Annotated in this window: 14 protein-coding genes; 9 read left to right on the top strand and 5 right to left on the bottom strand. The window is 67.9% G+C overall.

Features of this window, described 5'->3' with window-relative positions; all coding sequences use genetic code 11:
• Positions 1-224: 224 nt before the first annotated feature.
• Positions 225-2084, bottom strand: a complete 1860-nt coding sequence (locus EV649_RS35820) for an acyl-CoA dehydrogenase (protein ID WP_130388126.1) — start codon at positions 2082-2084, stop codon at positions 225-227.
• 94 nt (positions 2085-2178) lie between these two features.
• On the opposite strand from EV649_RS35820, the gene EV649_RS35815 reads away from it, so the two are divergent.
• Together EV649_RS35815 and EV649_RS35810 are read left to right on the top strand one after the other, a co-directional pair.
• On the top strand, positions 2179-2694 hold the full coding sequence (locus EV649_RS35815; RefSeq protein ID WP_130388125.1) for a histidine phosphatase family protein: 516 nt from the start codon (positions 2179-2181) through the stop codon (positions 2692-2694).
• Positions 2695-2791: 97 nt separating this feature from the next.
• Positions 2792-3010 (top strand): hypothetical protein, encoded by a 219-nt coding sequence (locus tag EV649_RS35810; protein WP_130388124.1) that lies wholly within the window; start codon positions 2792-2794, stop codon positions 3008-3010.
• Positions 3011-3055: 45 nt separating this feature from the next.
• Here the strand turns inward: EV649_RS35810 and EV649_RS35805 are convergent, their stop codons facing one another.
• From EV649_RS35805 to EV649_RS35795, 3 genes are all read right to left on the bottom strand, one after another.
• On the bottom strand, positions 3056-3955 hold the full coding sequence (locus EV649_RS35805; RefSeq protein ID WP_130388123.1) for an endo-beta-N-acetylglucosaminidase H: 900 nt from the start codon (positions 3953-3955) through the stop codon (positions 3056-3058).
• Positions 3956-4112: 157 nt separating this feature from the next.
• Positions 4113-4961 carry a hypothetical protein gene (locus EV649_RS35800; protein ID WP_130388122.1) on the bottom strand — a complete coding sequence of 283 codons (849 nt, stop codon included), beginning with the start codon at positions 4959-4961 and terminating at the stop codon, positions 4113-4115.
• Entirely contained in the window at positions 4958-5464 is a 507-nt protein-coding gene (locus EV649_RS35795) for a SigE family RNA polymerase sigma factor (protein WP_130388121.1), read from the bottom strand. Before EV649_RS35795 ends, EV649_RS35800 begins: the two co-directional genes overlap by 4 nt.
• 132 nt (positions 5465-5596) lie before the next feature.
• Between EV649_RS35795 and EV649_RS35790 the strand changes: the two genes are divergently transcribed.
• The 7 genes from EV649_RS35790 to EV649_RS35760 all read left to right on the top strand — a co-directional run bounded on the left by EV649_RS35790 (position 5597) and on the right by EV649_RS35760 (position 12073).
• The gene (locus tag EV649_RS35790) at positions 5597-6874 is read left to right on the top strand and encodes an MFS transporter (protein ID WP_130388120.1); all 1278 of its coding nucleotides are present in this window, start codon (positions 5597-5599) and stop codon (positions 6872-6874) included.
• Between the two features lies 1 nt (position 6875).
• Positions 6876-8027, top strand: a complete 1152-nt coding sequence (locus EV649_RS35785) for an anhydro-N-acetylmuramic acid kinase (RefSeq protein ID WP_130388119.1) — start codon at positions 6876-6878, stop codon at positions 8025-8027.
• Positions 8028-8043: 16 nt separating this feature from the next.
• A complete protein-coding gene (locus EV649_RS35780) occupies positions 8044-8562 on the top strand; it encodes an AAA family ATPase (protein ID WP_241999092.1) in 519 nt (172 codons plus the stop codon).
• Between the two features lie 34 nt (positions 8563-8596).
• Entirely contained in the window at positions 8597-9619 is a 1023-nt protein-coding gene (locus EV649_RS35775) for a MerR family transcriptional regulator (protein WP_130388118.1), read from the top strand.
• Positions 9616-10788 carry an MFS transporter gene (locus EV649_RS35770; RefSeq protein WP_130388117.1) on the top strand — a complete coding sequence of 391 codons (1173 nt, stop codon included), beginning with the start codon at positions 9616-9618 and terminating at the stop codon, positions 10786-10788. The genes EV649_RS35775 and EV649_RS35770 overlap by 4 nt, the downstream gene beginning before the upstream one ends.
• A gap of 212 nt (positions 10789-11000) precedes the next feature.
• A complete protein-coding gene (locus EV649_RS35765; protein WP_198682866.1) occupies positions 11001-11600 on the top strand; it encodes a DJ-1/PfpI family protein in 600 nt (199 codons plus the stop codon).
• Positions 11597-12073, top strand: coding sequence for a MarR family transcriptional regulator (locus tag EV649_RS35760; RefSeq protein ID WP_130388115.1), 477 nt, complete (start codon positions 11597-11599; stop codon positions 12071-12073). The genes EV649_RS35765 and EV649_RS35760 overlap by 4 nt, the downstream gene beginning before the upstream one ends.
• On the opposite strand, the gene EV649_RS35755 is transcribed toward EV649_RS35760, so the two are convergent.
• Entirely contained in the window at positions 12051-14546 is a 2496-nt protein-coding gene (locus tag EV649_RS35755) for a polysaccharide lyase family 8 super-sandwich domain-containing protein (protein ID WP_130388114.1), read from the bottom strand. The genes EV649_RS35760 and EV649_RS35755 overlap by 23 nt on opposite strands.
• Positions 14547-14569 lie beyond the last annotated feature (23 nt).

Raw genomic sequence — 14569 nt, 5'->3', positions numbered from 1 at the left:
GAGTTGGCGCGACCCTGGCTCGGACAGGGGAGACCAAGCCAGGGTCACGGTGTTTCAGGGCAGAAACGTTGCTACACCAACACGCTCCGCAACAGGGCAGATCGTGGGGCAGCCTGGGGCAGATCAGCCGATTTCATGCCCCGAGTTTGTCCTGAGCATTCTTGCCGAAGGCCCCGAACCTCCGGCTCGACCCGCGCAAGTGGCCGAGCCGGAGGAGTACGGGATCAGAAGGCGGACTCGGGAAGGTCCATCACATCGAGGTCGGTGAGCTCGGCCTTGACCCGCTCCGCGCGAACCGACGGCATCGTCGAGCGGACGAACCACTGCGCCGCCGCGACCTTGCCGGTGTAGAAGTCCTGCTCGGCCGGGGACAGCTCGCCGCCCAGCTTCTCCAGCGCGACCTCGGCCTGCCGGAGCATCAGCCACGAGCAGACCACGTCGCCGAGGACGAACAGCAGCCGGGAGGTGTTGAGGCCGACCTTGTAGACGTTCCGCGGGTCGCCGTTCTCCGCCTGCGGGTTGGCGGCCATCAGGGCCTGCCCCATGATGCCCAGGATCTTCTGGGTGTCCTCGAGGCCCTTCGCGAGCAGCCCTCGCTCTTCCTTCAGCCGGCCGTTGCCGGCCTCGGAGGCGACGAACGCCTGTACCTGCTCGGCGAGGTGGCCGAGCGCCTTGCCCTGGTCCTTGATGATCTTGCGGAAGAACAGGTCCTGGCCCTGGATGGCGGTCGTGCCCTCGTAGAGCGTGTCGATCTTCGCGTCCCGCACGTACTGCTCGATCGGGTAGTCCTGCAGGAAGCCGGAGCCGCCGAAGGTCTGCAGCGACTCGGTGCCGAGCAGCGTCCAGGACTTCTCCGAGCCATAGCCCTTCACCAGCGGCAGCAGCAGGTCGTTGACGCCCTCGGCGAGCGTGTCGTGCTCACCGGCGTACCGCGCCTGCTCGGCCCGGTCCTGGTACGTCGCCGTGAACAGCACGAGCGCCCGCAGCGCCTCGGCGTACGCCTTCTGCGTCAGCAACGAACGCCGTACGTCGGGGTGGTGGGTGATCGTGACCCGCGGGGCGTCCTTGGCCGGGTTCGTCATGTCGGCGCCCTGGACCCGCTCCTTGGCGTACTCGAGCGCGTTCAGGTAGCCCGTCGACAGGGTCGCGATCGCCTTGGTGCCGACCATCATCCGCGCGTACTCGATCACCTGGAACATCTGCGCGATGCCGTCGTGCACCTCGCCGAGCAGCCAGCCCTTCGCCGGGACGCCGTCGCCGAAGGTGACCTCGCAGGTCGTGGAGACCTTGATGCCCATCTTCTTCTCGACGTTCGTGACGAAGGCGCCGTTGCGCTCGCCGGTCAGCTCACCGGTCTCCAGGTCGAAGTGGTGCTTCGGGACCACGAACAGGCTCAGGCCCTTGGTACCCGGACCGCCCACACCCTCGATGCCCTGCGGCCGCGCGAGCACCAGGTGGACGATGTTCTCGGTCATGTCGTGCTCGCCCGAGGTGATGAACCGCTTGACGCCCTCGATGTGCCAGGAGCCGTCGTCCTGCAGGGTGGCTTTGGTCCGCCCGGCGCCGACGTCGGAGCCGGCGTCCGGCTCGGTCAGCACCATGGTCGCGCCCCAGCCGCGCTCGATGATGTGGTGAGCGATCTTCTGGTCCCGCTCGGTCCCGTTGCGCCAGAGCACGTGCGCGAAGTTCGGGCCGGCGGCGTACATGTGCACCGGCGGGTTGGCGCCCAGCACCAGCTCGGCGGCGGCCCAGCGCAGCGACGGCGGGGTCGGCTGACCGCCCAGCTCGGCCGGCAGCTCGAGCTTGAACCACTCGGCGTCCATGTAGGCGTGGTAGCTCTTCTTGAACGCCTCCGGCATCCGGACCTCGTGCGCCTCCGGGTCGAAGACCGGCGGGTTCCGGTCGGCCTCCGCGAAGGACTCGGCCAGCTCGTGCTTGGCCAGCCGGTCGATCTCCGCGAGCACCTCGCGGGCGGTGTCGACGTCCATCTCGGCGTACGGGCCCTGACCGAGCACGTCGCCCCGGCCCAGCACCTCGAGCAGGTTGAACTCGATGTCCCGCAGATTCGACTTGTAGTGGCTCACAGAGACTCCCTGCCTCTTCGCTGCAACTTTACTCACCAGTAACTTAAGTATATACCCGTCGGTAACGAGGGCAAAGGGAGATTGACTGTGAGGTATGAAGTTGATTTACGAGACGCATGCGACCACGGTCGACAACGAACGCGGGATCGCGACCGGTTGGTTGCCGGGTGAGCTGTCCGCTGCGGGGCGGGAGCAGGCGCGGGAACTCGGCGGGCGCCGGCGAGAGGTCGACGTCGTGTTCAGCTCGGATCTGCGACGTGCGGTGCAGACGGTCGAGCTGTCCGGGCTGACCGTGCCGCACTTCCAGGACTGGCGGCTGCGCGAGTGCAACTACGGCGAACTGAACGGCGCGCCGCGCGACGCGCTCGAGCCGCGAGTCGACCGCGTCGGTACGCCGTTTCCCGGTGGCCAGTCGTACGACGACGTACTCGAGCTGACGCGCTCGTTCCTCGCTGACGTGAAGCGCTGGTACGAGGATCAGGTGGTGCTCGTGGTGGCGCACTCGGCGAACCGCTGGTCCCTCGAGCACCTCGTGGGCAGTCGCGCCCCGATGGAGAAGTTGGTTGCCGACGGCGTCAACTGGCAGCCGGGCTGGGATTACGAGTGCTAGCGCCGGAAGGAACCGGCGATGAACTTTTCGCGTCCTAGGATCACAAGCGTTCAGCACGAGGTCGCCCACGGCCTCACACGTCACAGAGGGAGTTGGCATGGGGTGGCGAGACAGGCCCGCGAAGGATGAGCTTGCGGGAGACAAGGCGGAGACCAACCAGCGGCAATTCGGGAAGGTCGTCGACCGGCTCCAGGCGAACGGCCAGACCAAGGCCGCGAAGAATGTCATCAACGGCGCAGGCCGGGGAGATTCACCCGAGGTGCTGCAGGACCGCATCCAGTCTGCCCGTGACAAGCGCGAGGGCAACGAGCGCTAGTCGCCAGGAGATGGCCGGCCCTGGGGGCCGGCCATCCCGTTGTTTCTAAGGCTTGTAGACCGTCGCGCTGCCGTACAGCTTCTGGGTGAAGGCGGTCATGTACGACGACGTGTCGGACTCGGTGAGGTTGTACGTGAGGAAGACGCCGTACCCCTCGCTCACCGTGCGTTGGGCGAGGCTTGCGGCGGTCGAGGAACTGGTGGCGGTGTACGACACCGCGGCTGGGGACACGCGCGACTTGGCGCTCGGCGCGGACGGGATGCCCCAGGTGCCGTAGTACGGGTTCCAGCCGTAGTCGAAGGTGTCGACGATGCTCTGGCCGTTGTAGGTGAGCCGGTCCGCGGCCGGGCCGATGTCGTAGAGCGTGATGAGTTTGGTCGGCAGCTTCGCGCGGAGCGCCTGGACCAGGTAGACGAACGAGAAGTCGTTGGGCTGGCCGGTGCCGTTGTTGCCGTACTCGGCGTACTCGTCGTCGAAGTCGATGCCGTCGAGGCCGTACTGGTTGACCGCGTCCGCGAGTTCCTGGGCGAAGGCGTCGGCGGACGCCTGATCCGGGAAGTTCGCGAAGCCGGCGCCCTGGTGATTGCCGAGGATCGAGAGCAGGACCTTGATGCCCTTCTGCTGCAGCGGGCGGACCTGCGTGGCGACGTTGTCCAGCACGCTCTGGACCTGCTGGTTGAAGGACAGGTACGCCTTCGTGCCGTCGTAGTTGATGTTCGCCGCGAAGATCACCGCGACGTCGATCACCTGCGCGCCGCCGTTCGCCAGCGTGTACTTGCCGGCGTTCAGCATGCTGTGGTCGTTGACCTCGATGTACGCGACGGTGACCGGGCCGGTCTTCGCCCGCGGGCGGCGCTTGTCCGCGGCCTCGGCGGGCAGCGCGGCACCGGTGGCGGCCGCGGCGGTCCCGACGGCCAGGGCTGACAACAGGGTCCTTCGCTTCATGAGCTGATCGACTCCTCGTCAAACGATGGGCGGTGTCGCTATATCGGTTAAGTACCCGTCGCCGCCTCGGCATTCAGCAAGGCGGCGACAGGAGATAAACCGGTATAGCGACACCGATCATCGGTCGGTGACAACCCGGTGTCAAGGGGTGAGCAGGCTACCGCTCGGGGAGCGGATCGATGTACATCCGGTTGATCAGAGCAATCGGCAACTCCGTCACGGCGACGCCGTCCTTGAAGACGAACGGTGTGGCTGTGCCATCCGACAGCCGCCACCCGAGCCGCTTGCCCATGCTCACGATGACGTAGAAGAAGGTGGACTTCCCGGGGTCCCGGATCGTGAAGTAGGGAAAGCTGTGGTCGTCGTACGGCGTCACGAACTCCCTGACCTTCGGCCGGCCCTGGCTGTCGTCGCGCACCATCGCGACAACGGTGAGGATCCCGCCGGGTGTGGACCGGGCAGTGGGGAGCGGCACCTTGGGCGTGATCGTCGAGCTCGAGCTCGGGCGAGGCACTTGGTAGTGCTGCACCAGGAGCGCGATCCGGCCGGCGGGGGTGTTCCCGGCCCAATAGATCCTCGGTTCGCCGCGCAGGTTGGCCCACACGTCTCCGGCGACGGGGTCGATCAGCTTGCCGCGATCCTTGCGCTGCGTGTCGTGCCAGGTCGCGAGAACCTGAGCCAGATAGGCGCTGTCCCCGGCAAGGTCGCCCCCGGTCTCCCCGGTCATCAAGAGCGCGTAGCGGTCGAGTGGGTTCGGCGTGATCGGATCCGTCCACGGCGTGGGCGTGGCCACCTGGGCCTGGTCGGCGCGGTCGCGAACAGCCGGTACGGCGAAGGTTGCACCGGCGATCGCAGCGACGGCCAGCGAGGCCGCGGCGACTGCGGTGAACCGGCGCCGGCGCAAGCGGCGGGCGCCGCCGAGGCGGGCGCGGTCGAGGAGGTCGGACGGGGCGTCGATGTCCTTGACACCGGCGCTCAGGCGCTGTTTCAGCTGGGTCTCGGTCATCGCAGTCCCTCCAGGATCGCGGGTTCGGTGATCAGTCGGAGCCGGTCCAGGGCGCGCGAGGCCTGGCTCTTCACGGTGCCGACGGAGCAGCCGAGGACCTCGGCGGTCTGCGCCTCGGTCAGGTCCTCGTAGTACCGGAGCACGATGGTGGCGCGCTGCCGGGGCGGGAGGTCCTGGAGTGCGCGCAGCAGTTCCTGGCGGACGGCGTACGCCTCGGAATCGTCCTGCGTCGGTTCGTCGTGGTTCTCCGCCAGCGTCACTTCGGCCGGTCGGCGCAGCCGGGTGCGCCAGCGGTTGGCGACCAGGTTGGTCAGGGTCTTCCGGGCGTACGCCTCGGGGGCGCCGGTCCGGATCCGCGGCCAGTGGACATAGATCCGTTCGTACGTCTCCTGCACCAGGTCCTCGCCGGCACCGCGGTCGCCGGTGAGCAGTACCGCCGTCCGCAGCAGCCGGGTCGCGCTGCCGCGGACGAAGTCGTCGAAGTCATCCCCGCGTGTGGCCATCCACCCACCCTCCTCTGCTACGCAGGAAAACACCGACCGGCGCCGGATGGTTGCATCTGGGGTCGCGGGATCAGGAAAAGATAGACCAAGATAGTCGTGGCGGGCGGGAGAAAGTTACGAGAGAGGGTTCGGATGAGTGTCTCGACCGACGTCAGGACGCGGCGGTCGTTGCTGGCCGGGACGGTCGGCAACTTCGTCGAGTGGTACGAGTTCGGCGCCTACGGCTTCTTCGCCACCGTGATCGCGGCGAACTTCTTCAGCAGTACGGCGACCAGCGACGCGGAGAGCCTGATCAAGACGTACGCCTCGTTCGCGCTGGCGTTCTTCTTCCGCCCGATCGGCGCCGCGATCTTCGGCCGGGTCGGTGACCGGATCGGACGGCGGCCGACGCTGATCCTCGTGCTGCTGCTGATGACGTTGTCGACCACGCTGATCGGTCTGCTGCCCACATACGCGAGTGTCGGCGCGGCTGCACCGTGGTTACTGACGCTGGTGCGGGCGCTGCAAGGGCTGTCGGCGGGTGGTGAGTTCGGCGGCGCGGTGTCGATCATGACCGAGTTCGCGCCCCGGACGAAGCGCGGCCTGTACGGCGCCTGGCAGTCGTTCACGGTCGCACTCGGCCTGCTCGCGGGAGCCGGACTCGCGGCGATTCTCGCGACCACGTTGAGCAAGGAGGCGTTGTCGGACTGGGGCTGGCGGGTGCCGTTCCTGGTGGCGCTGCCGCTCGGTCTGGTCGCGCTGTGGCTGCGGCTCAAACTGGATGAGACGCCGAGCTTCGCGCGCGTCCAGGAGGAGCCGCGCCCCGCCCCGGCCGGTGCGGTGGCCAAGGCGATCGCGCTCGGCATCGGCCGGCTGATGGGCTGGTCCGCGGCCGGATACACGTTCCTCGTGGTGATGCCGTCGTACCTGCAGGCGACCCTGAACGCGACGTTCCAGCAGGCCTTGGTCGCGACCGTGCTCGCGAACACCGGGTTCGCGGTCTCGATCCTCCCGGCCGGGTGGTTGAGCGACCGGATCGGGCGGCGGCCGGTGATGGTGGCCGGCGCGGCGCTGGTCGTCGTCCTGGCGTTCCCCTTGATGAACGTGCTGCAGGACAAGGAGTCGGGGAACGCCGCCAAGGGGATCGCGGTGTTCGTCGCCGGCCTCGTCGTCGGGCTGATGGCGGGACCCGGGCCGGCGATGCTGGCGGAGATGTTCCCGACCCGGGCGCGCTACACCGGGCTCGGGCTGGCGTACTCGCTGTCGAACGCGGTCTTCTCGGGATCGGCCGGGCTGATCATCACCGAGTTGATCAAGCGGACGAAGAACGTCGACATTCCGGCCTGGTACGTGGTGGTCACCTGTGCGGTCAGTGTGATCGCATTGCTCACACTGCGAGGCGACGACTACCGACGGGAGCTGCGGGACTGACATGCGAGTCATCGGATTGATGTCCGGGACGTCGTACGACGCGATCGACGCCGCAGCTGCGGACCTGCGGCTGGACGGCGATCAGCTGGTGCTGACGCCGCTGGGGATGCTGAGTCAGCCGTACCCGGACGAGCTGCGGGCGGCCGTCGCGGCGTCGTTGCCGCCGGCGTCTACTTCGGTCGAGCAGGTGTGCAAGCTCGACACCGGGATCGGGCAGTCGTTCGCGGCGGTGGCGCTGCAGGCGGTCGAGCAGCTCTGCGGTGGGTACGCGGACCTGATCGTGTCGCACGGGCAGACGGTGTTCCACTGGGTCGACAACGGGGCGGTGCGCGGGACGCTGCAGCTCGGGCAGCCGGCCTGGATCGCGGAGGCGACCGGCGTACCGGTGGTGTCGGACCTGCGGTCGCGGGACGTCGCTGCAGGCGGGCAGGGGGCGCCGCTGGTCAGCATCCTCGACGTGCTGTGGTTGCGCGGGCGTCCCGGCGTACCGGTGGCGCTGAATCTCGGCGGGATCGCGAACATCACCGTCGTCCAGGGCGAACCGGTGGCCTTCGACACCGGTCCGGCGAATGCGCTGATCGATGCGGTCGTGGCGGAGCTGACCGGGCGGCCGTTCGACGCGGACGGGGTGATGGCGGCGCGCGGGCAGGTGCACGAGGAGCTGCTCGGGCGGTTGCTGGCCGAGCCGTACTACGCGCGGCCGGCGCCGAAGTCGACGGGAAAGGAGCTGTTCAACCTCGCGTACCTGGCCCAGGCGATGCAGGGCCTGCCGGTGATCCCGGCGGAGGATCTGGTCGCGACGGTGACCACGCTGACGGCGCGGACCGTTGCCGACGCGGTACGGCGGTACGGCGGGACCGAGGTGGTCGCGTCAGGTGGCGGGATCCAGAACCCGGCGCTGATGCATCTGCTGGCGGACGAGTTGGACATTCCGGTCCGGACCACCGACGAGCTGGGGATACCGTCGGCGGCGAAGGAGGCGTACGCATTCGCCGTACTCGGATTCCTCACCGTGCACGGACTCGGGGGAACAGTGCCGAGCTGCACCGGCGCCGGGCACTCGAGCGTCCTCGGCTCGGTCACCCCCGGCCTGAGCGGACTCCCGACGATCTCGGGCGAGGCACGACCACCCATGCGCCTCCTGATCGAGTGACCGCACACTAGTCCCTATGACGAGGTTGTTCGTGGTGACGGGGGCGCCCGGATCAGGGAAGTCGACGGTCGTGCCGGAGCTGGTTCGGCTCAGTCCTGGGAACCTGGTCGTGATGGACATGGACGAGCTGCTGGACGACAACGGCCGGCTGCTCGGGCTCGACATCGCGAGTCCGATGGCGGCACCGATCTGGCCGGCGTACAACGCGCTGTGGCTGCGGATCACCGAGCTGATCCGGCGCTCCGGCATACCGGTCCTGCTGCTGTCCCCGGCGCAGCCCGCCGAGCTGCCCGAGGGCCGGTGGCTGCACCTGGACTGCCCGGACGCCGTACGCCGGAAGCGGCTGGCGCGACGTGGCTGGCCGGAGTCCCAGATCGACGAGGCGCTCGCGGACGCGGCCGAGATCCGCAAGCTCGTGCCGCGGTCGGTGCGCGGGGATGTCTCTCCGGAGCGGGTCGCGAAGAGCATCCTGGACTGGATCCGCGGGGAACGCTTCGGCAAGACCCTCAGCCTGTGGGGCCGGTTCCGGAGTTGACCTTCGAGTTGGTGCAGGGATGAAGGTCGGGCCCATGAGGCTGACGATCAGTGAGTTCGCACGGCTGGTGGGACTGGCGCCGAGCGCGCTGCGGTTCTACGACGACTGCGGTCTGCTCCCACCCGCCGAGGTCGACGCGACGAACGGCTACCGGTACTACGACAGATCGCAACAACCCCGGGCTCAGTTGCTCCGCGACCTGCGCGAGATCGACCTCCCACTCCCCGACGTCCGCCTCGCCCTGGATGCGTCTGCTTCGGAGGTAGCCGACCTGGTCCGCGCCCACCTCCGCACCCTGGAAGCCAAGTCCACCGCCACCCGCACAGCCGCAACCCGCCTCCTCACCCAACTGCTCTCCCAGCAAACAACAGCCGTCCTCGGCGGCCCAGAACTAGCCAGCGCCATCCGCCAGGTAGCCCCCACCGCAGCCCCACCGGGTGAGGACGACCTGGGGCTGGTGTTGAGCTGTGTGCTTGTTGAGCTGGGGCCGGATGAGGTCACCTTCGTTGCGACGGATCGGTATCGGCTGGCTGTGCGGACCGTGCGGCCCGTGGAGTTTGACGGGGTGCCGGCGCGGGTGCTGGTGCGGGCCCACGAGTTGGCTGAGGTGAGTCGGTGGGCTGCGGCGGGAGACGTCGTACGGGTGGAGGTGAACGGCGGTCTGGCGCTGGTGCGGGGCGACGAGTCGCGTGAACTGCAGACAGTTGACGCGGAGTATCCGGCGTACGGCCAGATCCTCGACGGGCTGACACCGCCGGCGTGCCGGGTGGTGGTCGATCGCCTGGGTTTGCTGGACGTGCTCGCCGGGCGAGATTTCGTTGCCTTTGACATCGATCAGCAGAGTCTGCGGATCGGCGACGAGGTGAAGCTCGACGTGATCGGGACCGGGTCGGTGCGGATCGGATTCACCGCGAGCCTGCTGGCGGCCGCGCTCGAGGCGAGTGTCGGGCCGGACGTGCTACTCGAGATCTGTGAGCCAGCGCGACCGGTCGTCGTACGGTCGGCCGATCAGGGCACGTTCACCACCCTCGTCATGCCCGTCCGGCTGGACGGGTGAACCGGTCCTACTACGGCTGGCTGGCAGGTTCGACACTCTCGGTTCTCGGCGACACCGCGCTGTTCTTCGCACTCGGCTGGGCCGCGACGGGCATCGGCCCGCGGGTCGCCGCGCTGGTGCTGACCGGATTCACCCTGCCCCGCGCCGTACTCCTGCTGCTCGGCGGCGTACTAGGTGACCGCATCGGTCCACGCCGCCTCCTCCTCGCCTGCACAGCGATCGTCGGCATGTGCTGCTTCCTGCTCGCCGTCGCTGTCGGGATCCGCGGAGTCTCGGCCGGGCTACTGCTGACCACGTCGGTCGTCGTCGGCACCGTAGACGCCTTCGCGCTGCCTGCCGCCGGTGCACTTCCGCGGCTGTTCGTGCCCGACGATCAGTTGCCCAGGGCAATGGCGTTGCGTACGTCGGCCACCCAGCTCATCACCCTCGCCGGCGGACCGATCAGCGGCCTGCTCGTAGCGACGGTCGGCCTGGTCGGGGCGCTCATGCTCGACGGCCTGACGTTCGCCGTCCAGTTCGTGGTCCTCCTCATGCTCAGACCGCCGTACGACGTGACACCGCAACGCGACCGCCCGTCAGTCATCCGTGATGCCGTGGACGGACTCCGGATAGCCGTCGGCGATCCCGTACTACGAATGATCCTCGCGGTCGTCGCCCTCGTCGCAGCCTTCGTACTACCGGTCACGTCCCTCTGCGTCCCCCTACTCGCCCGCTCACAAGGCTGGACCGCCGGTCAGGCCGGCCTCGTGGTGGCCGGGAACATCGCCGGCGGACTGCTAGTAACGGTCCTCGTCGCACGCTTCGGCACCTTCACCCGAGCCGAACTAACCGGAGGCCTCGGCTGCCTACTCGCCGCGCTCGGCATCGCAGCCCTCGCCCTAGCCCCATCGGTCCCCACCGCGATCGGCGCAACCCTCGCCCAAGGCATAGGCATCGGCCTCTTCACCTCACACCTAGCACCCCTCTTCGTCCGCAGCACACCAAGATCCCACCTGACCCGCCTCCAATCCCTCCTCTCCCTAGCCCAAACCGTCCCCCTGATCGCCTCGACAAACCTCCTGGCCACCCTCACCATCCACCAAGCCCTAACCCTCGCCGCCACCGCAACAGCCCTAGCCGGCCTCATCCTCCTCAAACTCAAACCATCCGACCGCCTCGTGGCGTCGTAATACGACGTGTCGTGCGCCCGGCAACGGTCCGTCATGTACTGCGCCTTGGGCGCCGCAGCTGCGTCGACCGGCTGCGCCGCGACCTTGGGCACGGTTCAACCGTTTTGAGTGCCGATTTTTGGTTGATCCGTGCTCAAAGTGGTCCAACTGGCCGGGTTCCGGGGCGGCGTACTCTATTGACAACATGTTGTCGTTATGACAGCATGTTGTCTATGAATACGGCATATGTGGCGGTGTACGAGACGTTGGCGGACTGGGAGATTGGGCATTTGGTGGTGGAGTTGCGGACTGGGCGGTTCACCGGGGTGCCGTGGAGTGTGGTGACGGTTGGTGAGACGTTGGAGTCGGTGGTGACCATGGGTGGGATGCGGGTCGTGCCGGATGTGACGATCGCGGACGTGACGCCTGATGCGGGGGATCTGCTCGTGCTTGCCGGGTCGGGGCAGTGGGACGTGGGTGGTGGCGAGGCGTTCGCGAAGCTCGCGGGGCAGTTCCTCGATGCCGGCGTACCGGTTGCGGCGATCTGTGGAGCGACGGCCGGGCTGGCTCGCGCGGGGCTGCTCGATGAGCGGAAGCACACGAGCGCGGCCAAGGAGTACCTGCAGGCGACCGGGTATCAGGGTTCGGAGCGGTACGTCGATGCACGCGCGGTCGTCGACCGGGATCTGATCACGGCCGGACCGGACTCGCCGGTGCAGTTCGCGCGGGCCGTGATGGAGCGGCTCGAGCTCGCGGACGAGCGGAAGCGGGAGGCGTACGAGGGCGTGTTCCACCGCGCCGACCCGGCGGCCTACGCCACCCTGGTGGGATGACTGTTCCACCGCGGGAGGACTGGCCGAAGCCCGGGCCGCAGTCGGAAGGTGGTGCGGTGTTGACGGATGTCGTCCTCTCCACCTTCCGGCTGAACGCGCGCCTGATGGAGGCCGCGCAAGGACTGGCCGCGAACGGCGGACTGACCGCGGCCTGGTGGCAGGTGCTCGGTGGCGTACTGGACGAGCCACGTTCGGTTGCCGACGTCGGCCGGATCATGGGCGTCAGCCGCCAAGGAGTGCAGCGGATCGCGGACCTACTGGTCGAGCGCGGTCTCGCGGAGTACCGCCCGAATCCGGCGCACCGTCGCGCCAAACTGCTCGCCTGTACCGAGGCCGGTTACTGGGCGATCCGCAAGATCGCGGTCGCCCAGCATCCGTGGACCTCCGAGCTCGCGACGTCCGTCGACCTCGACGACCTTCGTACGACGCTCAGTACCCTGCAGACCCTGATCACCAAGCTGGAAGAAGCTTGATCGCGAGGCTCCGCCCGTAGGTGTGCCGCGTGCTGAACGTCAGCCGCGTTCCCGTGACCGTGCGCGTCACCTGCACCCCGTCGACCGGGACCGCGGGCTTGAGGTACTGCGCCCGCAGATTGACGGTGATGGTGTCGCGCTGCGTCGTGGGATCGGACACGGCAACCTGCACGCTTGAGGACTGTCGGCGGATAAGCAGTGAAGCCGGACCGTCGATGCTCAATCCTGGAAGGTTGTGGGGACCGGGAGTGAACGTATTGACGGCGGTGAGGCGCAGGCCGAGATGCTGGATCGCCTGCATTTTCACGGTGTTCGAGAGCGTCACTATCCGCCCGTGCTGGTACGACTTCAACGCGGAATCCGTTGCGTTGGGCACCAATGCGTAGGCGAGTGCGCGCTTCGCGCCGGCCGGTTGGGCGACGGTGAGCGCGAACACCTGCTTGGTGACCGCGGTGTCCGGATTGGAGGTCCGCACCACCCGGCGGCTCCGGGTGACTGTCTGGAGACCTGCCGACAGTTCGGTCGGCTGAAGGAAGTAGTAGCCGACGGACATGGCACCGTTGGCGTAGCGAAGCCAACGCGGGTCCCCGGTCCCGGTCCAGTTCTGCCCATCACGTCGTACGCCGGTGATCGTCACGGGATCGGCGGCACCGGCGATGCGGGTGTCGAGAGTGGTTGTGACCGCACGGGTCGCGTCCCCGACACCGGCTGCGAGTACGACGATCTCGTCGTCGAGCAGGAACCACGATTTGGTCGCCGACGCGTTCTGGTAGACCACGAAGTCGTCCGGCAGGCTCGCCCGCGACGCGTACGCGAAGTCGTCCGACTGCACCCAGCCGACCGCGCCGTACGCGTCGAGCGTCGCGCCGCCGGAGTACTCGTTGGTTCCGACCGGGAAGTAGACGTACGTGTTCTGCGACTCCGACGACGGGGTGAACGTCGGCGGATTGTCGTAGTACGCCGTCCCGTACAGCTCCGGGATCGACTTGCGCGTCTCGACCGGCGTCGTGACGCCGCCCAGCGCGTACGGCGACACCGTGGTGAAGTAGTCGATGCCGAAAGCCTGCGTCTGATCCTGGCCGGCGAGGTACAGGTAGTGCGCGCCGTCGCCCTGGAACCACGGCATCAGGTTCTCGCCGCTCATGTACTCGTACTTGCTGATCCGCGACGAGTTCCGCGCCAGCGCGAACGCGTACCCCGGCCTGCGATGCACCGTCCGGTCCATCGCGTTGAACGCCGTCGTACCGGCCGCCGGGTTGAGGTCGGCCGGGACGATCGCGGGATCATTCTTGATGTCCGCGAAACGCCCGATGCTCACCGGTGAGACGAAGGAATTCACATTGATCGTCGGCCGGGCGGTGAACTTCGCGAACGCCTTCAACCGCTGGGAGTCCGCGCCGGTCGCGTAGTCCGCGAGGTCGACGATCGCCTCCACGATGACCGCGACGTCGTCGTACCCGGTCCCCGTCCGGGACACCGCGCGACCCTTGACGATCTCCATCATCCAGCCCTCGAAGATCAGCGGCGCGAACCCGTGCTCGACCCATCCCTGCACCACGCCGACCAGATCGTCGCTCTGTGCGTACTCCGTCCCGGCGAGCACCTTGATGGTCTGCACAACCCTGCTGAGCAGGCCCTTTCCGTACGAGCCCGTGTAGGCGACCGACGCGTGCTGGATGAAAGAGCCGTCCGCGTAGTACCCGTCGGTGACGCCGTGCTGCAGGTTGTACGGGTCGACGGTCGCGAACACCGTGAACTGGTCCTGCAGCGCCTTCCGGATCCGCGCGTCGTCGTTCAGCAGGGCGCCTTGGAGGACCCGGTTCGCGGTGATGTCGACGAGGTTCGCGCCGGTGTGGAAGCGCGAGTCGAGGTCGACGTCGCCGTCCTTGCCGTTGCGCAGGTACGCGTCCATCGAGGCGACGTACCGCGTGATCAGGTCGGCCGGGGCGTCGATCAGGGCGAGCGTCTTCGACACGTACGTCGAGATGCCGATCTCCCAGGTGAACCAGTTGCCGTAGTACCCCTTCGACTGGTCGCCGTAGTAGTTGTCGTGCAGCCAGACGAGCTTCTCCGCGATCCGCGCACGGATCTGCTCGTTGCCCTGCAGGTCCGAGGCCGGTCCGGGTCGCCGGTACGCGAGGGCGATCTCGTAGAGGTGCTGGTACGACGAGCTCAGGTTCGGATCGCTGGTTCCGAGCGGGAGGCCCGCAAACAGCTCGCCGCTGCCGGCGCGGTCGAGGGCGGCCAGCCAGGTGCGGGCGGTGGTGTCGATCGCGGTGACCTTCGCGGCGACCTCGGGTCGCGCGTTCGATTCCGCCGTACCGGCGTAGATCGCGATCGCGTTGGCCAGCAGTTGGCTGGGGTCGGCGTTCACCGCACCCATGGTGGCGCGCGCGGCCGAAGCCGGGTTGACCGCAGTCAGCAATGCGGTCGCAGGGACAAAGGACAGCAGACGACGGCGGGTGAGATCCACTGGTGCTCCCGGGCGGATGGGAA

Source organism: Kribbella sp. VKM Ac-2569, from assembly GCF_004216905.1.
Taxonomy (GTDB): Bacteria; Actinomycetota; Actinomycetes; order Propionibacteriales; family Kribbellaceae; genus Kribbella.
Note: the sequence above shows the minus strand (reverse complement) of the source record. Positions and strands in the feature narration are given on the sequence as shown.